At 64.5% G+C, this 21,383-nt stretch carries 20 protein-coding genes; 9 read left to right on the forward strand and 11 right to left on the reverse strand.

All coding sequences use genetic code 11. The annotated features are described in order from the left end of the window. Positions 1-10 precede the first annotated feature (10 nt). The 3 genes from AC5QAH_RS08810 (at position 11) to AC5QAH_RS08820 (ending at position 3,202) form a co-directional block, all read left to right on the forward strand. Complete coding sequence (locus AC5QAH_RS08810) at positions 11-733, forward strand: pseudouridine synthase (RefSeq protein ID WP_010486389.1); 723 nt, start codon at positions 11-13, stop codon at positions 731-733. A gap of 116 nt (positions 734-849) precedes the next feature. After that, entirely contained in the window at positions 850-1,920 is a 1,071-nt protein-coding gene (locus AC5QAH_RS08815) for a GGDEF domain-containing protein (RefSeq protein WP_010486387.1), read from the forward strand. A 121-nt stretch (positions 1,921-2,041) separates the two neighbouring features. Further along, positions 2,042-3,202, forward strand: coding sequence for an AAA family ATPase (locus AC5QAH_RS08820; RefSeq protein ID WP_495232266.1), 1,161 nt, complete (start codon positions 2,042-2,044; stop codon positions 3,200-3,202). Positions 3,203-3,232: 30 nt separating this feature from the next. Here AC5QAH_RS08820 and AC5QAH_RS08825 read toward each other — a convergent pair whose 3' ends face one another. Genes AC5QAH_RS08825 through AC5QAH_RS08835 form a run of 3 tightly spaced genes read right to left on the reverse strand, consistent with a single transcriptional unit; the run spans position 3,233 to position 5,473 of the window. Further along, a complete protein-coding gene (locus tag AC5QAH_RS08825; RefSeq protein ID WP_049455659.1) occupies positions 3,233-4,180 on the reverse strand; it encodes a DMT family transporter in 948 nt (315 codons plus the stop codon). 34 nt (positions 4,181-4,214) lie between these two features. Then, complete coding sequence (locus AC5QAH_RS08830; RefSeq protein WP_010486383.1) at positions 4,215-5,033, reverse strand: DUF72 domain-containing protein; 819 nt, start codon at positions 5,031-5,033, stop codon at positions 4,215-4,217. Next, positions 5,030-5,473, reverse strand: coding sequence for a VOC family protein (locus AC5QAH_RS08835; protein WP_019337612.1), 444 nt, complete (start codon positions 5,471-5,473; stop codon positions 5,030-5,032). The genes AC5QAH_RS08830 and AC5QAH_RS08835 overlap by 4 nt, the downstream gene beginning before the upstream one ends. Before the next feature lie 110 nt (positions 5,474-5,583). Between AC5QAH_RS08835 and AC5QAH_RS08840 the strand changes: the two genes are divergently transcribed. Continuing rightward, a complete protein-coding gene (locus AC5QAH_RS08840) occupies positions 5,584-7,143 on the forward strand; it encodes a serine hydrolase (RefSeq protein WP_191863004.1) in 1,560 nt (519 codons plus the stop codon). Between the two features lie 172 nt (positions 7,144-7,315). Further along, positions 7,316-9,148, forward strand: coding sequence for a multidrug efflux ABC transporter SmrA (smrA, locus tag AC5QAH_RS08845; RefSeq protein ID WP_109814390.1), 1,833 nt, complete (start codon positions 7,316-7,318; stop codon positions 9,146-9,148). A 39-nt stretch (positions 9,149-9,187) separates the two neighbouring features. Here smrA and AC5QAH_RS08850 read toward each other — a convergent pair whose 3' ends face one another. The 4 genes from AC5QAH_RS08850 to AC5QAH_RS08865 all read right to left on the reverse strand — a co-directional run bounded on the left by AC5QAH_RS08850 (position 9,188) and on the right by AC5QAH_RS08865 (position 12,183). Beyond that, positions 9,188-10,264, reverse strand: coding sequence for a TraB/GumN family protein (locus AC5QAH_RS08850; RefSeq protein ID WP_495232267.1), 1,077 nt, complete (start codon positions 10,262-10,264; stop codon positions 9,188-9,190). A gap of 2 nt (positions 10,265-10,266) precedes the next feature. Next, on the reverse strand, positions 10,267-11,244 hold the full coding sequence (locus tag AC5QAH_RS08855) for an LpxL/LpxP family acyltransferase (RefSeq protein WP_197601183.1): 978 nt from the start codon (positions 11,242-11,244) through the stop codon (positions 10,267-10,269). Continuing rightward, the gene (locus AC5QAH_RS08860) at positions 11,222-11,944 is read right to left on the reverse strand and encodes a hypothetical protein (protein ID WP_143994084.1); all 723 of its coding nucleotides are present in this window, start codon (positions 11,942-11,944) and stop codon (positions 11,222-11,224) included. Before AC5QAH_RS08860 ends, AC5QAH_RS08855 begins: the two co-directional genes overlap by 23 nt. Before the next feature lie 68 nt (positions 11,945-12,012). Beyond that, positions 12,013-12,183 (reverse strand): hypothetical protein, encoded by a 171-nt coding sequence (locus tag AC5QAH_RS08865; RefSeq protein WP_160314098.1) that lies wholly within the window; start codon positions 12,181-12,183, stop codon positions 12,013-12,015. Between the two features lie 602 nt (positions 12,184-12,785). On the opposite strand from AC5QAH_RS08865, the gene agp reads away from it, so the two are divergent. Continuing rightward, entirely contained in the window at positions 12,786-13,955 is a 1,170-nt protein-coding gene (agp, locus tag AC5QAH_RS08870; protein WP_191851422.1) for a bifunctional glucose-1-phosphatase/inositol phosphatase, read from the forward strand. A 516-nt stretch (positions 13,956-14,471) separates the two neighbouring features. On the opposite strand, the gene AC5QAH_RS08875 is transcribed toward agp, so the two are convergent. After that, positions 14,472-16,280: a DUF885 domain-containing protein gene (locus AC5QAH_RS08875; RefSeq protein ID WP_495232268.1), complete on the reverse strand. Its 1,809-nt coding sequence runs from the start codon at positions 16,278-16,280 to the stop codon at positions 14,472-14,474. A 112-nt stretch (positions 16,281-16,392) separates the two neighbouring features. Between AC5QAH_RS08875 and AC5QAH_RS08880 the strand changes: the two genes are divergently transcribed. Both AC5QAH_RS08880 and AC5QAH_RS08885 read left to right on the forward strand, forming a co-directional pair. Beyond that, on the forward strand, positions 16,393-16,749 hold the full coding sequence (locus tag AC5QAH_RS08880) for a GFA family protein (protein ID WP_049455663.1): 357 nt from the start codon (positions 16,393-16,395) through the stop codon (positions 16,747-16,749). 5 nt (positions 16,750-16,754) lie between these two features. Further along, complete coding sequence (locus AC5QAH_RS08885; RefSeq protein WP_248854770.1) at positions 16,755-17,561, forward strand: DUF4349 domain-containing protein; 807 nt, start codon at positions 16,755-16,757, stop codon at positions 17,559-17,561. A 31-nt stretch (positions 17,562-17,592) separates the two neighbouring features. Here AC5QAH_RS08885 and AC5QAH_RS08890 read toward each other — a convergent pair whose 3' ends face one another. Beyond that, positions 17,593-17,886, reverse strand: a complete 294-nt coding sequence (locus AC5QAH_RS08890; protein WP_005415831.1) for a hypothetical protein — start codon at positions 17,884-17,886, stop codon at positions 17,593-17,595. Between the two features lie 68 nt (positions 17,887-17,954). After that, positions 17,955-18,899, reverse strand: a complete 945-nt coding sequence (locus tag AC5QAH_RS08895) for a LysR substrate-binding domain-containing protein (RefSeq protein ID WP_010486365.1) — start codon at positions 18,897-18,899, stop codon at positions 17,955-17,957. A gap of 115 nt (positions 18,900-19,014) precedes the next feature. Between AC5QAH_RS08895 and AC5QAH_RS08900 the strand changes: the two genes are divergently transcribed. Then, positions 19,015-19,887, forward strand: coding sequence for a DMT family transporter (locus tag AC5QAH_RS08900; protein ID WP_043396501.1), 873 nt, complete (start codon positions 19,015-19,017; stop codon positions 19,885-19,887). A 576-nt stretch (positions 19,888-20,463) separates the two neighbouring features. On the opposite strand, the gene AC5QAH_RS08905 is transcribed toward AC5QAH_RS08900, so the two are convergent. Continuing rightward, positions 20,464-21,366 carry a peptidylprolyl isomerase gene (locus AC5QAH_RS08905; RefSeq protein ID WP_125437111.1) on the reverse strand — a complete coding sequence of 301 codons (903 nt, stop codon included), beginning with the start codon at positions 21,364-21,366 and terminating at the stop codon, positions 20,464-20,466. Between the last annotated feature and the right edge of the window lie 17 nt (positions 21,367-21,383).

A 21,383-nucleotide genomic window follows, 5' to 3' on the forward strand; every position in this document is an offset into this window, starting at 1 on the left:
TAATAGGCCGATGACCACCCGACTCAACAAACATATCGCCGACACCGGCTTCTGCTCCCGCCGCGAGGCCGATCGCCTGATCGCCGCCCGCCGGGTCACCGTCAACGGCCATCCGGCCGGCACTGGCGCGGTGGTGGGCGACGAAGATCAGGTGCTGGTCGACGGCCAGCCACTGCGCGCGCGCGTGGCCCGCAAGCCCGGCGCCCGCCGCCATGTCTACATTGCGCTGAACAAGCCGGTGGGTGTCACCTGCACGACCGAAACCTCGGTCAAGGGCAACATCGTCGATTTCGTCGGCCACGAGCAGCGCATCTTCCCGATCGGGCGCCTGGACAAGGAATCCGAAGGCCTGATCCTGATGACCAGCAACGGCGACATCGTCAACCAGATCCTGCGTGCCGAGAACGGCCACCAGAAGGAGTACCTGGTGGCGGTCAACAAGCCGGTTACCGATGAGTTCCTGCGCGGCATGGCGCGCGGTGTGCGCATCCACGACCAGATGACGTTGCCGTGCAAGACCTCGCGCATCGCCAAGTTCGGTTTCCGCATCACCCTGCAGCAGGGCCTGAACCGGCAGATCCGCCTGATGGCCGCCGAATTCGGCTATCGCGTGACCCAGCTGCGCCGCGTGCGCATCGACAACATCAAGATCGGCGCGTTGAAGCCGGGCCAGTGGCGCAACCTGACCGAGCAGGAGCTGCAGGGCCTGTTGCCGAAGCAGCTGGACTGGTAAACGGCCTCTGTAGAGCCGAGCCTTGCTCGGCTGCCCTTTTGTCCGGGTGCAGCCGAGCATGGGCTCGGCTCTACATCGGCTAGACTCCGCAGTGACCTGCCGGAATGTGACGCTGCATGATCAAGCCCGACAAGCCTGCCAATGAAGCCCTTCGGCTCGAGGCGCTGTACCGCTACCGCATCCTTGATTCGCAACGCGAAAAATCATTCGACGACCTGGTGGCGATCGCCAAGGCGGTCTGCGGTACCTCGATGGCGGCGGTGACCCTGATCGATGTCGAGCGGCAGTGGTTCAAGTCGATCCAGGGCATCGACGCGGCGGAGAACCTGCGCAGCGAATCGATGTGTGGCCATGCCATCCTGCAGCCGCAGGAAATCATGGTGGTCGAGGACGCGTTGCAGGACATCCGCTTCCACGACAACCCGGTGGTGACCGGTGACCCGCACATCCGCTTCTACGCCGGTGCGCCACTGATCAGTTCCGATGGCCTGCCACTGGGTACGTTGTGCGTGTTCGATGCACATCCGCAGCACCTGCCCAGCGACAAGGCCGAGGCACTGGCCGCTCTGTCACGGCAGGTGATGCTGGTGATGGAGCTGCGCCGTTTCGCGCTCGACATCCAGAAGCACATGCTGGAACGCGATGACTACGAGCGCCTGCTGTCGGAGTACCAGGACGTACTGCTGGCGCAGAATGCCGACCTGGCCGAGCAGAGCCGCACCGATGCGTTGACCGGACTGCCCAACCGCCGCGCGATGGCGGCGGCACTGGAAGAGGCGGTGGCGGAGATCGATGGGCAGCCGGGACTGGCCTGCGTGGCCTTGCTGGACATCGATCACTTCAAGCACATCAACGATTTCCAGGGCCACGCCACCGGCGACCGGGTGCTGGCCGAGCTGGGCGTGCTGCTGCGCTCGCACTTTGCCGGCCGTGGCATGGCCGCGCGCTATGGCGGCGAGGAGTTCGTGGCGGTGATGCCGGGCACCGATCTGCACACGGCCGAACTGCAATGCGAGTTCCTGCGCCTGGCCGTGGCAGACCTTCCGCTGGGTTTCCCGGTCACGATCAGCATCGGCGTTGCCCAGCACCAGGCAGGTGAAAGCGTGGATGACATGCTGGCGCGCGCCGACAAGGCGCTGTACCGGGCCAAGGGCAACGGTCGCAACCGGGTGGAACGGGCGGGCTGAGCCCTGCATGCAGTAGGTCCACGCCATGCGTGGATGATTTTGCCGATGGGATAACGCCGTGTCGCGGCCTGTGCGATTGTGCCCGGCGAATATGCCGTTCCTGTTCCCACGGACGCCGACCATGCTGCAGACCCTGGCCATCGCCCACTATCGTTCGCTGCACGGGCTGGTCCTGCCGCTGCAGCAGTTGAACGTGGTGACCGGTGACAACGGCAGTGGCAAGTCCAGCCTGTACCGCGCGCTGCGCCTGCTGGCGGAGACCGCACAGGGCGGCGTTGCAGCGGTGCTGGCCCGCGAAGGGGGGCTGGGTTCGGCGCTGTGGGCCGGCCCCGAATCCATCGATCGCCGGGTCGCGGCCGGCGAGATCCCGCTGCAGGGTGGCCCTCGGCAGGCATCGGTGGGATTGAAGCTCGGCTTCACCACCGACGAATTCGGCTATGCCATCGACCTGGGCTACCCGCCGCCCAGCCATTCGGCGTTTGCGCTGGATCCGCAGATCAAGGTGGAGGCGATCTGGGCCGGGCCGTTCCTGCGCAGCGCCAACCTGCTGGTTGATCGCCGTGGGGCAATGGTGCGGCAACGTCATGCGCGCGGCTGGGATCTCGTGGATGACCGGTTGTCGCTGTTCGACAGCCTGTTCACCCAGGTCGGCGATCCGCAGCGCATGCCGGAAACCATCGCCTTGCGTGAGTACATCCGTCGCTGGCGCTTCTACGACCATTTCCGCAGCGATGCCGATGCCCCGGCGCGACAACCGGCGATGGCCACGCGCACGCCGGTGCTGCATCACGACGGCCGGGATCTGGCGGCAGCCTGGGTGACCATTCTGGAGATCGGAGATCCGGTCGCGTTGGCACGCAGCGTCGACGATGCGTTCCCCGGCGCCACGGTCGGCTTCGAAGAGCTGGACGGTCGACTGGCCCTGCGCTTCCACCAGCCGGGGTTGCTGCGGCCGTTGTCGATGGCCGAACTGTCCGACGGTACGCTGCGCTTCCTGCTGCTGGCTGCTGCGCTACACACGCCACGCCCGCCGCCGCTGCTGGTGCTCAACGAGCCGGAGACCAGCCTGCATCCGGACCTGCTGCCGGCGCTGGCGCGGCTGATCATCGCGGCCAGTGCGCGCAGCCAGGTGTGGGGGGTGTCACACGCCAGCCGGTTGATCGCAGCACTGGAGCAAGCGCCCGGCTGTCATTCGCTGCACCTGCACAAGGAACAGGGCCGCACGCTGCTGAGCGGGCAGGGCCTGCTGGATGCGCCGGCATGGCACTGGCCGCAGCGTTGATACGGCCATCCACGCCCTGCGTGGACGCGCTCAATCGGCGATGTTGCGTGCCTCGGCCGTGCCAAGGATTTCCGGATGCTGCACCGGCTTGCGGCGGTTCAGCAGCGGATGCAGGAACACCGCGCCGACGATGATCGCCACGCCCAGGTAGAACCACGGGGTGACCTCGTGCTGCTCGCGCAGCAGCACCACCGCCAGCACCACCGCATAGACCGGTTCCAGGTTGGTCACCAGCTGCACCGTGTAGGCGCTCAGGTGGCGCAGCGCGACCAGGGCCAGGGCGAACGGCAGCAGCGTGCAGAACCCAGCCAGGACCAGCAGCAGGATGCCGTCGTGCAGGCCCGGAACCACCCACAGCGGGCTGGCCAGCGCCGGCAGCAGGTAGGGCATCAGCGGTGCCAGCAGGGTCAGGGTGAGGGTGCCCGCACCCAGCTCCAGTGCGGTGACCGTGAGCGGATCCGCGTGGCTGACCATGCGCTTGTTGAGCGAGCCGAACACTGCCACCAGCAGCGCCGAGATCGCGCCGATCAACACCCCGAGGCGCATGCCATCGGGCACGCCGCCGACCACCAGCGCAACACCCGGCAGCACCGCCAGGCCGAACGCCAGTTCACGCAGCTGGAACGGCCGCTTGGCCACCCATGGCTCGATGATCGAGGTGAACACCGGCGCCAGCGCGATGCAGGTGGCGGCCACCGAGGCATTGGCCAGCTTCACCGCACCGTAGAACGTCAGCCAGTGCAGGGCGACCAGCGCGCCGATGCCGGCGTAGCCGGCCACCAGCCGCAGGGGCAAGGTACGCAGCCCGCGCCACACCCGTGGCAGCAGGGCCAGCATCGCCGTCACCAGCAGCATGCGCCACCATACCAGCGGCAATGCGGGCAGGGTGATCAGCTTGCCGAGGATGGCGGTGACGCCCCACAGCAGGACACAGAAATGGATCTGCCACAGCGCTTTGCGGGTGTCGGGTGTGCTCATCTGCCTATTGTGAGGCAAGGCGAACGTCGCAGCGCTACCCGCGTGTGGAATGACTGCTCTGGTCAACCTGCCGCTGCAGCGCCATCGCTGCCGCCGGGTTGCGCGCCTTGCCTGCGCCGATGCACAGGAGGTAGACCTCGCGCGGGCTTTCAGGGGCGGGCCCTGCGAGGCAGGGCAGGTCGTCCACCGGCTCTCCACGCGACCAGCGCCTGGCCCGTTCGGCCCAGCGCTGCTGCACGGGCGCCAGCAGGCCCTCCTTCAAGCGGGCCTGGCTGCGCTTGATCCGTGCGTAGACGAAGCCGGCGCTGACATCGCCGTGCAGGGGCGCCTCGTCGCTGTCCTCGATCACCACGGCCACGCCATGCGCGCGTGCGGCGGTAACCAGTGCCGGGCCATGCGCCTCGGCATTGCGGACTTCCAGGGCGTGCTGCAGCGGCACGCCGCCCAGCTGCTTGGGCAGCTGCGCCATCAGCCGTTCCAGCGCTTCGGCGTCGGCCGGATGCCGCGGATCGAACTGCCACAGCAGGGGGCCCAGCCGGTCGCCGAGTGCGAGTGCGGCCTGCAGGAAGGGCGCGGCTGCCTCCACCGTGCTGGACAGGTCGCGGCGCTGCACCAGGTAGCGTGGTGCCTTCATCGAAAACCGGAAGCCTTCCGGCGTCTGCGCGGCCCACTGCGCGCACTGTGCTGCGGTGGGCGTGCGGTAGAAGGTGCCGTTGATTTCGATGCAGCGCAGGGCCCGGCTGGCATGGGCCAGTTCTTCACGCTGCGGCAGGCCCACGGGGTAGAAAACGCCGCCGCGCCATTCGGGAAACACCCAGCCGCCGATGCCGCAGCGGATCGCTGCGGCGGTCACTGGTCGTGGTCCGCGCGCCACGGATCGTAGCTGCCGAACCACCACAGGTAGCCTTCCGGATCGGCGCAGGCATAGCCACGGCCGCCGTAGTCCTGGTCGGCGATGTCGATGACGATGCGGGCGCCTGCGGCCTTGGCCCGGGCGTAATGGGCGTCGGCATCGGTGACGATCACGCAGGCACTCTGGGTCTGGCGGCCGCCCACCTCGTCCGGCATCGCGGCATGCTGGCTCCAGGCGCTTTCCCTGTCGGCCGAGCCGAGCATGATCATGCCGCTGCCGAAGGTCAGCTGCGCATGGAACACCGTATCACCATCGGCGTAGACAGCCTGGGCATGGAAGCCGAAGGCGCGCTGCAGCCAGTCGATGGCGGCCTGCGCGTCGCGATAGCGCAGGCACGGAATGATGGTGGAGCCGTTGCTCGGTTGGCCGTTCCCGCCCATGACACCCCTCCTATGGCACAGGGCAGGGTGCGCCGCAGAACGTTACCATCCCGCGAAACCCCGGTGACGGCCTGCACATGGCCGCCACCCCTGTTCGGAGATCGTGCTGGATGAAACCCTGGATTGGAGGAGCCGTGCTGCTGGCGTGCACGACCATGGCGAGTGCTGCCACCCCGGCGCAGCTGCAGGACCTGGATGCGACCGTCGAGCGCGTGCGCGCGCAGTTCGACGTGCCCGGCATTGCCGTGGCGGTGGTCAAGGATGGCGAGGTGGTGCTGGAGCGCGGCTGGGGCGTGCGCGAGCAGGGCAAGCCGGAACCGGTGCAGGCCGATACGCTGTTCGCCATTGCTTCCAACACCAAGGCGTTCACCGCCACCTCGCTGAACCTGTTGGCCGAGGACGGCAAGCTGAAGATGGACGACAAGGTGATCGACCACCTGCCGTCGTTCCGCATGTCCGACCCGTTCGTGACCGGGCAGATGACGATCCGTGACCTGCTGTCCCACCGCAGTGGCCTGAGCCTGGGCGCTGGTGACCTGCTGTTCTGGCCGACCACGTCCTACAGCAATGCCGAAGTGGTGGAGCGGTTGGGCAGAGTGCCGCTGAAGGGCGGTTTCCGCGAAAGCTATGCCTACGACAACATCCTGTACGCGGTCGCCCAGCAGGTGATCGAGCATGTCTCTGGCATGAGTTACCAGCAGTTCCTGCAGACCCGCATCTTCGACAAGGTGGGCATGGCCGGCACGCGCTACAACGCCGATCACCTGAAGCCCGGCGACAAGGCCGCGGTCGGCCACGCTAAGTACGATTTCAAGGACCTGCGCACCGTTGCGCCGCTGACCTGGTCGAACAACGCCGGCGCCGGTGGCATCTATTCCAGCGCGCATGACATGGCGCGCTGGATGAAGGTGCAGCTGGCCGAAGGCAAACTGGCCGATGGCACGCCGCTGTTCAGTGAAAAGAGCCAGCAGCAGATGTGGCGGATGATCACCCCGCAGTCGATCCCGGCGCCGAGCGTGCCGGAGCTGGCACCGGCGCGAGCCAATTTCGCCGGCTATGGCGAAGGCTGGAGCCTGAGCGATTACCGTGGGCAGAAGCTGGTCTGGCACACCGGTGGCTGGCCGGGCATGGTCTCGCGGCTGACCCTGGTGCCGGGCGAGAAGCTGGGCGTGGTGGTGCTGACCAACCAGGAAGTGGGCGCGGCGTTCAATGCGATCACCCTGAGCGTGCTCGATGCCTATCTGGGCGGCGGGAAGCACGACTGGGTGGACGCCTATGCCAAGGCCGTGGCCAAGGGCCAGGACAAGGCCGACGAAGCCTGGGCCAAGCACCAGAGCGCGCGCGACAAGGGCAGCAAGCCGTCGCTGGCACTGGCCGGCTACACCGGCACCTTCCGTGACCGCTGGTATGGCGACATGCAGATCAGTGCCGAGGGCAAGGGCCTGCGCCTGCGTTTCATGAAGACCGCGCAGCTGAGCGGGCGCCTGGAGCACTGGCAGCACGACACCTTCATCGTGCGCTGGGACGACCGTTCGCTCAACGCCGACGCGTTCGTGAACTTCAGCCTGGACCCGGACGGCAAGGCACGCGAGGTGCGCATGCAGTCGATCTCCGACCTGACCGATTTCAGCTTCGATTTCCAGGACCTGCTGTTCACCCCGGCAACGTAACCCGATGCGGCCCACATGATCGGTAGCGCCGGGCCATGCCCGGCGAGCGCGCAGCGCGGTTGCAAGGGGAATCGCCGGGCATGGCCCGGCGCTACCAGAACCGGGGCATCATCGGCTGGCGTACACATCCGGCGTGGGATACTTCGCCGCTTGCAAGAGGCGAGGGAATGCAATGTTCCGTTGGTTTGAATCCCTGATTCCGGTGTTCCCGCCCGTGGACGGGCGCATGCCGCCGCGCAAGGTGCTGCCGTTCTACCTGCACTACCTGCGCCCGGTGTGGCCAGTGCTGCTGGCGACCCTGATCGCCGGCCTGCTGCTGGCGCTGGTGGAAGTGGCGATGTTCGATTACCTGGGCCGCATCGTCGACATGGTCGCCGAGCAGCCGGGTGCCGGCTTCTTCAAGCGCCACGCCAATGAACTGGGCTGGATGCTGTTCATCACGGTTATCGCGCGGCCGATCCTGGTCGGCCTGCACAACCTGCTGGTGAACCAGGCGATCGTGCCCGGCCTGAGCAACCGCTCGCGCTGGCTGATGCACAACTACGTGGTGCGGCAGAGCCTGAGCTTCTTCCAGAACGACTTTGCTGGCAGCGTGGCCAACCGGGTGATGCAGACCGGTACCTCGTTGCGCGAGTCGGCGGTGCAGATGGTCGATTCGCTCTGGTACATCGTGGTCTACACCGGCACCGCGCTGTACCTGTTCGCGCAGGCCGACTGGCGGCTGATGGTGCCGCTGATCCTGTGGCTGCTGGCCTACGTGGTGATCATGGTCTACTTCGTGCCGCGCGCGAAGGAGCGGGCCTGGATCGCCTCGGAAGCACGTTCGAAGGCAATGGGCCGCATCGTCGATGGCTACACCAACATTCCCACGCTGAAACTGTTCGCCCATGGCGGGCGCGAGCAGGCCTACGTGGCCGAGTCGATCCAGGAGCTGGCAGTCAAGCACCGCGCGCAGACCCGGGTGACCACCGGCATGGACCTGACCATCGCCATCGTCAATGGTTTCCTGATTGCCGGTACCTGTGGCCTGGCCCTGTGGCTGTGGAATGGCGGCCACATCACTGTCGGCGCGATCACGCTCGCGACCGGCCTGGTGATCCGCATTCACAACATGTCCGGCTGGATCATGTGGACCATCAACGGCATCTTCGAGGACATCGGTACGGTGCAGGATGGCATCACCACCATTGCCCAGCCGCTGACCGTGCAGGACCGCGAGGATGCGGTGCCGCTGCAGGTGACCCGAGGCGGCGTGCATTTCCAGGACATCCATTTCCATTACGGTAAAAAGGGCGGTGTGATTGCCGGCCTGGACCTGGTGGTGAAGCCGGGCGAGAAGATCGGCCTGGTCGGTCCGTCCGGCGCCGGCAAGTCGACCCTGGTCAACGTACTGCTGCGCCTGTACGACCTGGAAAGCGGCCGCATCCTGATCGACGATCAGGACATTGCCTACGTTACGCAGGAAAGCCTGCGCCAGCAGATCGGCGTGGTTACCCAGGACACCTCGCTGCTGCATCGCTCGATCCGCGACAACCTGCTGTACGGCCGCCCGGATGCGACTGATGAGCAGCTGCGTGCAGCCGTAGCCAAGGCACGTGCCGAAGCCTTCATCGATACGCTGGTGGACGGGCAGGGGCGTCGTGGCTACGACGCGCATGTGGGCGAGCGTGGCGTGAAGTTGTCCGGTGGCCAGCGCCAGCGCATCGCCATTGCCCGCGTGCTGCTGAAGGATGCACCGATCCTGGTGCTGGACGAAGCGACTTCGGCGCTGGATTCGGAAGTGGAAGCAGCGATCCAGGACAGCCTGGACCAGTTGATGGGAGGCAAGACGGTGATCGCCATCGCGCACCGGCTGTCGACCATCGCGCGCATGGACCGGCTGGTGGTGATGGACCAGGGCCGCATCGTCGAGACCGGCACCCATGCCGAGCTGATTGCTGCCGGTGGCCTGTATGCGCGCTTGTGGGCGCGGCAGACCGGTGGCTTTGTGGCTGCCGATCAGTGACTTCGATGTGACCGCGTTGCAAGGTGCCAAGTTACATCGTCACCCGTCCGGATGATTTGAGGTTTCACTTGCTCCGATGTTTGGAGGTCGCGGCTGATCGCCAAAGAACACCCTGGCATCGGGGATGTATCCCTCGTCCACGAGTACCGCGGCCATGCCTCTTGAATGCAGAAGATCATCCAAGGGCAGAGTGGTGAAAACCGTACTGTGCCGCGAAGTAGTTGAGCGGAGCACTGCAACCCAGTGAGTTCGTCTCTGGATATCAAGGTCAATATTCATCGTAGTGGCGATCGCGTCGTTGGTCAGACGAGCCCAGCACCGGGAGGGCGATGGAGGGGCATGCAGGAGCGCGCCCGATTCAATATCTCCCTCTGCCCACGCATGACCTAGCTCATCTAGGTTATCGAGCCAGGGCCGCAGGCTTGATGTGGCATCCGAGAAGCATTTGCGGTCTTTCACGGAGTTAATGTGAAAATTCTGGATAGTTTCCCTGCCCCCTCTTACCCGCATCGGGAAGCGGGCGTTGATCATCGGGATCCCATGATCGCGGGCCATGCGGTCAATGGCTCGAGAAAGTGGCTCACCGGCTCGGGCTCCACTGAATTGCAGTGCAGCATCATGAATTTTCCAAGCCGCGTACATTGGGCGCATCCTCTCAATGCTCGCGTCTTGCAGGCCATAGAGAATCTTGAGATCGCTCAATCGCCTGTACTCTTCTTCGGTGAGCTCGTCACGAAGCGTTCTTCTACCTGAAAGGAACTTGAGCTTGCGGATGGCGGGCCACAGAATGAGGCTGCGAAATACCCCGCCATCGTGCTCCACGGTCACGCCCGGAGGGCTCAGAATTGCATCAGACGTCGAGATTGCTGCTTCAACGCTGCGAGTATCGATGGATAGGCTCTTTCTTAGGGGTTGAATCGTGCCCAGTACAAGCAGCGTTGAAGAGCCTTTTCTGAACTGCCAGATGCGCGGGCCGGGGGCTGAGTGGACCGCGTGGATCGCAGGAAGATGAGTTGCATCGGCATTCTCTTGATCCGTTGCGTATCCATTGATGGGCGCCATCGCCATCAGGGCGATGGCCGCCAAGGTAATGGAAGGAGAATGAAATCTATCCATGTTCAATCCAGGCATGCCGTATAACGCGTGTGTGGCTTGGTTCGCGGGTCATTGGAGAACATGTGCCAAGCTTCATCGATTGTTTCGGGGTGGAACATCGGGAACTTGGAGGATTTCATGAAGTGTTGCCTGATGTACTGCCAATAGATGGCCTGAGGTCCCATTGCACGCTCAAGGAAACGATAGACTTCAGCCATCGTCCAGTAGTCAGCTACTTCAGATGGAAGCGATGCTCGCGTCTGTATAGGCTCGATGGCATCTCCGAAAGTAATAGTTGCTCGAAGATCCCGGTCAACGACGGAGATGGCTGGCAATATGCAACTTCCGGTTTTGCGCGCCATTGCGGCGGTTCCCAGCATGATGTCCAAGGGGCGCCCCAAAAATGGAATGCAATAGGTTTCTTCGCGAAAGCGGTGGACATCGGGCATCATGATGACTGCAGCTCTATTTTTCAGTGCGCGAAGCGCTATGCCTATCCCTCTGGCATTCGAGTGGATGATGCTCGCGCGGCATCCGGCGTGATTGAAGAGCCGGTGGTACAGGTCGTCGAACAATTCGTTGCCTGCATGGTTCTTTGGGTCGCCATAGAAGATGTAGATGTCACGCAGATGGCGAATGTGCTCCATCAGACGGACCGCAGACAGGATATAGTGGCCGTGATGCGGCAGTGCGATCACAACTCCCCTGTCGGCAGGGAGCTTTCCATCGATTGAGGAGTAGTCGGAACGGTCGATGCTGTGGACCGCCTCCAACAGTGACGGGCGGCAAAGGTCAGCCAACTGGGAGCTGATGGAGGCTTTCGATTGATACCAGCTGTAGTAGGAATCCATATCGAGTCCGCTGACTTCGCATGCGGAGAGGATGGCTTTCCTTTCCCTATCGGAAAGGGTCAATCCAAGCTGTTGCTCTGTCTGGACGCTGTGCCGAAAGGTGGCCTCCGGGGCAGGCTGACGACTCTCATGTGCTTGACTTTCGTGCATCCTGGACCTCCTTTGCTCGCTGCGATGCGCGGTAGAGGTTCTTGAGTTGTCCATGGAGCCAATCGAAATGCTTGGGATTGAAGTCAGGATGCTTCCAGTACATGTGCATCAGAGCTGAGTGAAAGACACGCTGACGGAATCTGCTCTCGGCTAGCCGTGTAGCAGGCCATCGCTTTGTCTGAACTGGTTGCGCGAGCCAGTCTCCTCCAAGCTTCTGGTTGGAATCCAGATGGTTCGAAATAGTGCGCAGAACGGAAGTGATGGGTGAGCAGGGTGGCAATGTGATCGTGTCATCGCATGTGCCTGTCATGATTTGAAATTCGTGGATGCTGTTGAGGACTCCTTCCACCAGAGGCAGGTAGCGCTGCTGCCCGTGGTGGGATGTCAAGACAGGAGCGTCAAGGCTGGATGTAAGCTGGTCACTGAACACGATAATGGTGTGAATTCCCGCATCACCCTCCAGTTTGCGAAGCGCGTCGGATGGCGTTGTCGAGTAAGCGGGATCTGTGCCAATTATCTCGGTGATCAATCCCCTTCTGCGGAGTTCGATAGCGCGATTAATATTGGATCGAGTCGTCGCGGCAATGATTGCGGTCGATGATGATGTGTCGTTTGGCAAGGGGAATGTTCCATCGCATCGCATGCGGCTTTGTTCTGGGCTTTGTGCTATTCGGCTCATGCCGTCATGACTGCGAGTCATCGTGATTCTGATCCTGTTTGATAGTGTTGATGACACGCATCCACGCCGCGTGCCATCAACGGAGTATGTCAGCGCTCTTCGTAATTGTTCGATCCGCAGCAGTCACTGCTGAATGCGGCTACTTTGATTTCGTCCGCCTCGGTTTCAAACACTGCGTCGAGGGATCTTGCATTTGCGCTGGATGATTTCATCCATGCGGCGACGGCGCTTGGATCTGAAATGGTTGCGGATGCGTGCATGACGTATTTCCTTTTATAGGTGTGTGTTGATGACCAGGGCACATCCCTTGGTCGGCATCAAGAATGCGCCGTCCGTATGGCTACTTGCTGTCAGTGGTAGCGGGTTCGTTGCGTAGGACTTCTCTTCTAATTTCTGCATCAGTCTCGTAGTCGAGCAAGCTGCTCTGCGCGTTGTGTCCGTGGCTTGTTCTGATGCGTGGAGCTTCTCTTGAATGTCGGGGCCGGGGATGTAGCGCAGGGCGGCGTCGAGATCCTGGATCGGTTCGGCGCTCGCGTGTATCAATCAGACGAGGACGTGACTCAGGGAGCATCCTCGAGTGGGAGGCGATCACTGGATATTTCACGACTGGATGCGTTTGCATCGCGTGTCGGGGAGGTCATGGGTTGACGGTGCTACCATCCCCATTCGGTAGCTCGGAGAACGGTCTGTTTACCGTTTTGACATTGCCGTGCCGACCGTTGATCAGCAGACATGGGCTCGAGACTCTATCTGCACTATAGGAGCAGTGATGCAGGTTCAATCGTGCTCAAAGACTCGGATGCACTTCCGTATCTTTCGTTGCCTATCGCTGGTGACGAGCCTTGTGACCGCTGTTCCAGCCATGGCGGACAATGGCGAGGTGAGCAGAACACGTGAGGGCTCACTTGAGCAGGTCATCCTGCTCAGCCGCCACAACCTGCGCGCGCCGGTGGTGGCGTCGGGCGCGCTGGCCAATGCCACTCCGGAGCGCTGGCCAGGCTGGGACGTGGGCGCAGGCGAGCTCACCACCAAAGGCGGCGTGCTGGAGGTCTACATGGGCCGTTACATGGGCCAGTGGCTGCGTCAGGCGCAGCTGTTGCCGGCTTCGGGTTGCCCGCAGCTGGCTGACTTCCACGCCCATGCCAACAGCCTTCAGCGCACCCAGGCCACCGCGCAGTTCTTCGTTGCCGGTGCCTTCCCGGGCTGTCATGTCGCAGTCGAGCAGCGCATGGCGCTGGGCACGATGGATCCGTTGTTCAATCCGGTGATCCACAACAGAGACACGGTCTTCCGCGAGCGCGCACTGTCGGCAATGCAGCGAGCGCTGGCCGCATCGGGACTGGCACCGGCACTGTCCGTGGTGGAGCAGATCACCCGCTACCCGCAGTCGGCGGCCTGTGCGGGGCACAGCGAGTGCCATCTGATGCTGGCCGACACGATCTTCAATGCGGAACCGGGCAAGGAACCACGCGCGTCCGGTTCGCTGGCCCTGGCCAGCGGGTTGGTCGATGCCTTGTTGATGGAGCACTACCAGGGCAGTGGCGTCCCCCGCGAAGGCTGGGGCCGGTTGACCACCGAGGCGCAATGGCAGGCGCTGGCGCAGATCCGCAATCGCTACCAGGACATCCTGTTCGGAACGCCCGAAGTGGCGCGCGATGTGGCCGCTCCGCTGCTGGCAAGAGTGAATGCGTTGTTCGAGGACCCGGCATCGCCAAAGGTGAGCCTGCTGGTCGGCCACGATTCCAACATCGGTTCGGTGCTGGTGGCGTTGGGAATCACGGACTACAGCCTGCCGGGGCAGTACGAGAAGACGCCGATCGGCGGCCTGCTGCAGTTCGAGCGCTGGCGTGATCGTGGGGCCGGTGAAGTGCGTTACCGGTTGGTGTATGTCTATCCCACGCGCGAGCAGCTACGTGGTGCGATCCCGTTGACCGACGCACAGCCGCCGGGCCGGGCGGAGCTGATGCTGCCGGGCTGCGCGCAGTCGGGTTGCAGTGAAGCGCAGTTCAACAACCTGTTGCATTCACCTTGAATCCGGGATGGATGGTGGCGTCGCAGTGTGATGAGACGGAAGCAGCTTCGCGCCCCTTATGCTCGGATTCGAGTAGTCTCCAGCAATCAACCAAGCGATCCCGGTGAATCATGAACATCACGGACTTTCTTGTAATGGACGGCGATGGAGATGAAATATGGGCCGACCCCCATGGCAGCAACATTGCCTTTACGTGTTTTGATTGTGGATATCCGGTGGTGGCTGATGCCTCGGAGAACCAACGTGGGAGCGATGAGGATTGTCCCGCTGCCTGCCGCGGGTGTGGTGTGGAGTACTTCCTCGATTTGAGACTGGACTCGAGGAAGCTGTATATCCACATCGTCTGATTGAGTGGCGGTAGAAGCGGTGCGAACCAAGGTTCGCACCCACCAGGATGGCAGTTCGCACCGCCAGGATGGCAGTTCGCACCGCCAGGATGGCAGTTTGCAACCGCCAGAACAGAAAACGGCCCGGGTTTTTCCCCGGGCCGTTATCATTCAGCTCACACCGGCGCGATCACTCGATCGGCTGGTCCAGCATCAGCTGGCGGGCGAAACGCACCGGCGGTGCGCCGTAGGACAGCATCTGGTCGTGGTAGGCCTTGAGGTTGAACTTGTCGCCCAGCTTGTCCTGCATCGCCTTGCGGGTGTCGAAGTGTTCCTGCGCACCGACAAAGTAGGTCGGTAGCTGCGCCGAGGTCAGCTGTGCACGCACCCACTTGCCCGCTGCCTCGCTCTCCTGCTGGAACGCATCGTGGGTCATCAGGTGCATCGCCTTCTCGCGATCCCAGTTGTCCACGTGCACGCCCTGGTCGAGGATCGCGTTGGAGATCGTGCGCAGGTAGAACTTCAGCTGCACCAGGTGGAACAGCGGGTCGTTGTTGAGGTAGCCCTGCTCCTGCATCATGCGCTCGGTGTAGACCGCCCAGCCCTCGGCGAACAGGCCTGAACGCAGTACCGCACGCAGGGTGGAGGGGAACTTGGCCGAATGCCAGCCTTCCAGGTAATGGCCCGGGGTGCCTTCGTGGATGCTCAGCAGGTGGATCATGCGCGAGTTGTACTCACGCAGGAACGAGTCGACCTGCTTGTCGTTCCAGTCGTCCGGAATCGGCGACACGGCGTAGAAGGTCTTCAGGTTCTTGTCCAGCGGGCCCGGTGAATCGCAGTAGGCCACGGCCACGCCGCGCTGGAATTCCGGCATCAGGATGATGTCCACCGGCGCATCGGGCAGCGTCATCAGGTCGTGCTCGCGCACGAACGCGGTGGACTGCTCCAGTGCGGCCTTGGCATCGTCGACCACCTTGTCGCGTGCCGGCTTGTCGGCGTAGGCCAGTTCCAGCGCGGCCTCGATCGCCTTCTGCTGCTGCTCGTCGGTCGGCTGCGCCGGCATTTCCGGCGCACCCGGCTTGTCCTTCAGCACGGTCTGCGCGATGCCGTACATATCTTCGCGCACGCGCTTGAGTTCGGCACGTGCACGCTCACCGATCTCCTGGCGCGACAGCGACGAGCTCAGCGCGAACTTCAGCTTCTGGTCGTACTTTTCCGCACCGATGCGGAAATCGCCCTTTGCGTTCGGCACCAGGGTCTTGTCCAGCCAGGTCTGCTGCTCGTCCACCGCCTTCTTCAGGCCGTCGATGGCCGCCTGCAGGCGCTGCTGGTCGGCCTGCGGCAGTTCACCGATGTGCGGCGTGATGAAGGTATCGACGATGCTGAGGATGCCCTTGTTCTGCTTGGCCACGGTCTCGGCATGGATCTTCGGCACGCGGGCCGGATCCAGGTTCTCGCGGGCCTGGGCGAAGATCGCCGGCAGCTTTTCCATGCGCGCGGTGGCCGACTTCAGGCGCTCCGGCAGCGGCGCGAACTCGCGGGCCATCAGGCCGTAGATCGCGCTGCCGGCGATGCCGTTGTACAGCTGCGGGTCCCACTTGCCGGACTGCAGCACTTCGGCGTTCCAGATTTCCGATTGCAGCTGGTTGCGCAGGATCGCCGCGTCCACCTGGTTCTCGCGGCCCAGCTTGGCTACCTCGATCTTGTCCAGTTCGCCCAGCAGCGCCCTGTATGCCGCCACGGTCTTCTGCTGGCCGGCGGCGCTCAGGTCGTCCAGTTCGCTGTCGTAGCGGTGGTCGCCGATCTGGGTGGCGCTGACCGGCGACAGCTGCATCCAGGTGTCAAGGGCGCGCTTGGACAGATCGGCGAAGGCGGCATCGACCGCCGCGTCACCGGCCTGCTGGCTGGTGGACGGGGTGGAAGCGTTGGTCGGGGCGTCGGCCGGTTGGCAACCGGCGAGGGCGGCGACCAGGGCGAGGGCAAGAAGATGCGGGCGCATCGGCGTTCCTGTACAGGGTCAAACCCCGAGCATAGGGCCCCGGGGCTGCTTTGTCCCCGTGCCATAGGATTACCATGGGCGCAGACACGGACCCTCCAGCGGAGCGCAGGACATGGAATACCAGGGAAGCTGCCATTGCGGCAGGATCGCATTCACCGTACAGGCCGAGGCGCCGATCAGCGACGTCATCGACTGCAACTGCTCGATGTGCCGCCGCCGCGGCAGCCTGCTGTGGTTTGCCCCGCGCGAGGCGTTCCAGCTGACCACCGATCCGGCGGACGTGGCCACCTATCATTTCAACAAGGCCCACATCGACCATCACCATTGCCGTGAGTGCGGTGTCGCGCCCTACAGCGAAGCGGTCGACCCGCGCACCGGCACGCCGATGGTGGCGGTGAACGTGCGCTGCGTGCCGCAGGTGGATCTGGGCACGCTGGCGGTGACTTCCTATGACGGAGCTGCACTGTGAGGCCGATGCGCGCGTGGACGCGCGTGGCGGCGATGCCGGTGCTGCTGCTTGCATTGGCAGCCTGCGCCAAACACGGCGATGCAGCGGCCGATGCGGGCGCCAGTGCCGCCGAAGCTGCCGTCGCTTCACCGGAAGGCGCATTCCTCGCCTACGAACACGACGTGCAGGTGCAGCTGGAAGCGGCGCAGATCGCACCCCGCATCCAGCAGGTGGCGCAGGCCTGCCAGAGCGCGAAGTTCGGCGATTGTGCGGTGCTGCAGGTCGACCAGCGCAGTGGCGAGCAGCCCAGCGGCGAGGTCAAGGTACGTATCGCGCCGAAGGGCACTGAGCCCTTGATCGCGTTGGCCGGTGAGGGGGGCACGCTGCAGTCGCGCAAGACGCGCGCCGAGGACCTCGCTCAGGCGGTGGCCGATACGGCACTGACCAAGGCACGGCTGGAGAAGGAGCACGCGCGGCTGCTGTCCTACCAGGACCGCAAGGACCTGAAGATCGAGGACCTGATGGCGATCACCACGCGCCTGTCCGAGATCGAAGCCGGCGTCGAACAGGCCAACAAGGATTCAGCGCAGCAACGCCGGCGCATCGATACCCAGCTGGTGACGATCCATTTCGACACCACCTCGGGCCAACGCAGCCGCAGCGAAATCGGTGAGGCGCTGAGCGAGTCGGGCAGCATCCTCAGCACCAGCGTGGCGTTCCTGATCCGCGCGGTTGCCGCGCTGCTGCCGGTGGCGGTGCTGGCCTTGATCGCGGCCTGGGGTGTGCGGGCGTGGTGGCGTCGCCGTCGTCGCAAGCTACCCCCCAACCTCTGAGGTGAAGGCTGATGCCGGTAGCCTGCCGGCATCAGCCCTCGTCGGTCTCGTACTCGACGAACACATCCAGTTCCAGGGCCAGCTCCTGCACCGCATCGCGCACCTTCTGCGCGGTGCTTTCATTGCCGACTTCCACTTCCAGCTCGTGGATGCCCGGGCCGATGTCATCGGACAGCCCGGCCGAACTGGAATCGTCGTCGTCCATGTGCGGCATCAGGTCGTCGGTTTCCTCGACATGTTCGATGCCGTCCAGGCCGAGCAGCAGGTCGCTAATGGCGCGGGCGTCGTCTTCGGTTCCGGTGATGCGCAGTCGCAGCATGGCCATGGCATAGGTACGTTGTGGGTTCGCCAGCAGCCTAGCCAGCGTGAAGCAAAGAGCGGGTGAGGGCGCAGTCAGGCGCGTGTGGCCGGGCGCCCGAGCAGGCTGTCCGGCAATGCCGGAATCGGCGTGCGTTCGTCCTGCGCCTGCTCCAGCAACCAGTCGATGAACAGGCGCGCGGTGGGGCTGGGTGGTTGTCCTTCGGCATGCACCACGTGATACGCATAGCGCGCCTTGAGCGCCGGGCCGGGCAGGCGCACCACCTCGTAGCGCTGCAGGTAGGGTTGAGCGATGTGGGTGCGCGCCAGCACCGCACCCATGCCGTATACCGCTGCACGCATCGCATCGGTGCTGTCGGCGAAGGTGTGCATCGGCGGCAGCGGCGACGGTGGGCGCACGCCGGCGTGACGGAACCAGTCGCGCCAACCCTGCGGTGACAGGTCGGTCAGCAGTGGCAGCTCGGCGATGCGGGCCGGATCGTCCAGCGTTTCGACCCCGGCCAGCGCGGGTGAGGCCACCGGGAACAGGTAGTCGTCCATCAGATGCTGCGCACGCAGGCCCGGCCATTGGCCCAGGCCGTAGCGGATGCCGACCTCGGGCCCATTGTCGTCGTAGCGATCCAGGCCGCTGCCGGTGTGCAGCTCGATGCGGATGTGCGGATAGGCCTGGGTGAAGCGTGGCAGTCGAGGCAGCAGCCAGCAGTAGGACAGCGAGCGCAGCGTGGTGATCCGCAGCGGCACGCTGTCGGCATCCGGCTGCAGATGATGGGCGACCGCCGCGACATCCGTGAAGGCGGCGCTGGCGGCGTCGGCCAACTGCCGGCCCTCCGCGGTCAGGCGCACGCCGCGGGCATGGCGCAGGAACAGCCGGGTCTCCAGTACCTCTTCCAGGCGCCGCACATGGTGGCTGACCGCGCTGGCCGTCAGGTGCAGTTCCTGCGCGGCCTGGGCGAAGTTCTGATGGCGCGCCGCGACCGCGAAGACGGCCAGTGCGGGGAGCAGGGAAGGGCGTAGCTGCACGGCGAGCCTCAAGCCATATTTGTGGCTGGCAGCGATACTACGCGCTTGTGCGGCGGGCGTCTGCACCCGATCCTGTCTGCCTTGGCGAGAAACAGACGATGGACGGAGGCAGGGTATGAATGCGGTCCCACAGGCGGTCGAGCGCGACTGGCGCACGCCGCTCGAATTGACCCTGCTGGGCGCCATCTGGGGCTGCTCGTTCCTGTTCATGCGGGTGGCGGTTCCGTCGTTCGGCCCGTTCGCGCTGGTCGAGGTGCGGCTGGTGCTGGGCGCGCTGGTGCTGCTGCCGTTCCTGTGGCGCGCCCGCGCGCAGTTCCCGCCGCGTCGTTGGCTGTGGCTGGCACCGATCGGCCTGATCAATTCGGCGCTGCCGTTCGTGCTGTTCGCCTATGCTGCCGAGCAGGCGCCGGCGGCGATCGGCGCGATCTGCAATGCGATGACCGTGCTGTTCGCCGCGCTGATCGCCTTCCTGTTCTTCGGCGAGAAGATTGGCATGCGCCGCGCCGGCGCCTTGCTGGTTGGTTTCGCCGGCGTGGTGGTGCTGGCCACCGCCAAGGTATCCGGCCTGAGTATTGGTACCGCAGTGATCGCCGGCGCTGCGGCGTCGTTGCTGTACGGGCTGGGCGTGAACCTGGTGAAGCGGCACATGACCGGCCTGCCATCGGCCGCGGCGGCGGCAGCCACGCTGTCGTGTGCCTCGCTGTGGATGCTGCCGATGGCGGTGACGCACTGGCCACAGGCCGCCATTCCGCTGAAGGCCTGGGGTGCAGCGATCGCCTTGGGCGTGGCCTGCACCGGCCTGGCATTCCTGATGTTCTATCGCCTGATTGGCCGCATCGGCCCGTCACGCGCGTCGACGGTGACGTACCTGATTCCGCTGTTCGGCGCGGCGTTTGCGTGGTTGTTCCTGGGCGAGGCGGTGACGGTGCAGATGCTGATTGCCGGTGCGTTGATTCTGGGTAGTGTGGCGGTGAGTCAGAAGGGCTGAGCGGTTTCGAGCGTGACGCTTGCTGAAGGTGCTTCACTGTTTCATGGGCGTCACTTTTCTTTTCGCGCGAAAAGAAAAGTAACCAAAAGAAACGCGCCGCCAGGTCGCGAGCCGCCGTGCTTCGCACGTCGGTCCCCTGCGCTTCTCGGTGAATCAGGGGACGGTGCCGAACTCGCTGCGCTCAGACATCGGCACCTCTTCGCCCCTGATTCCCCTGCGATGCTCGGCTCGCTCAAGGCGGACCCAAGGTCAAGAGCCACAGCTGCACGACGATGCTTGGTAGTGCCGGGCCGGGCCCGGCGAGCGAAGCGAGCGCTTCTGCCTTTGATCTTGGATCCGCCTTGAGCGAGCCGAGCACCGCAGGTCCGGCGAGGGCGAAGAGGCGCGGGTGTCTGAGCGCAGCGAGTTCCCGCGCCGTCCCTCGACGGGCCGAGGAGCGCAGGGCACCGGTGCGCAGCACCGGCTCGCGGCCGGCGGAACGTTTCTTTTGGTTACTTTTCTTTGCGTACAAAGAAAAGTAACGCCCATGAACAGTGAAGCACCTTCAGCACGCGCCACGTGCAGGAAGCCAGGCTCCTACCGCACCGGCACCGGAATATTGCAGAGATCGATATGCCCCGCCGGGCGCTTGTAGAAATCATCCACGCGATTGCGGCGTGCCTCTACCGTATCGGCGAAGGTCTTCGAATCGGTGCGCAGCACCTGGATCGGCGTGCGCTCGGCCACCGGCACGTCGCTGGCACGGCGGATCGACATGATCGGCGTGCGCAGTTTCGGGTCGGTGTAGAAGCCCATCGGCGCCGGTCCGCGCGGCGTCGCGCTGAGCAGTTCCATGCCCTTCAGCACGCGGCCGACCAGGGTGATGTTGCGGTCCAGCTGACGCGGTGACTGGCCGGTCACCACATAGAGTTCGGCGCCGATGCTGCTGTCTTCCTCGTTGCTGCGGCCGGCACCGAGCATCCCGTAGCAGTGCGCCAGCCAGGCCTTGCCGGCCTGCGGGTCCTGGCCGACCGGGAAGCCGTCGACGAAACCGGTCTGCGCGGCCCAGCCATCGCGGTCCGGCAGCACGCTGACCTTCAGGCCGGCGCTGGCGCGCTCGAACTCGGCCGGCAGCTTGCGCGCGGCACTGCCGAACGGCTTGGCCTTGGCTGCGTCATCGGCGTCGGCATCGCCGAACTGCACCACGAAGTTGTCCTGCGAACGGTAGATGCTGGTGCTGTCCCAGAAGTGCTCGTGGGCGAAGGTCTGGATGTTGGCGACATGGCGCGGGGCGAACTGCGGCGCCAGCTCGATGATCACGCGCCCGGCGGGCAGGTCCATGTACAGCAGGTTGGCCGGGTCCGGCGTGCGCCAGTCGCTGGCCGCCGAGGCATCGAGGATCTGCTGCGGGCTGCGGTACGGGGCGGCAGCGCTGGCCAGCGAGGGCAGCAGGCAGGCCAGGGCGAGGGCGGTCAGGGCAAGGCGACGGCGGTGCGGCATGGGAACCCCGGAACATG

The sequence above is a fragment of the Stenotrophomonas sp. YJH_SMC_43 genome (assembly GCF_059372535.1).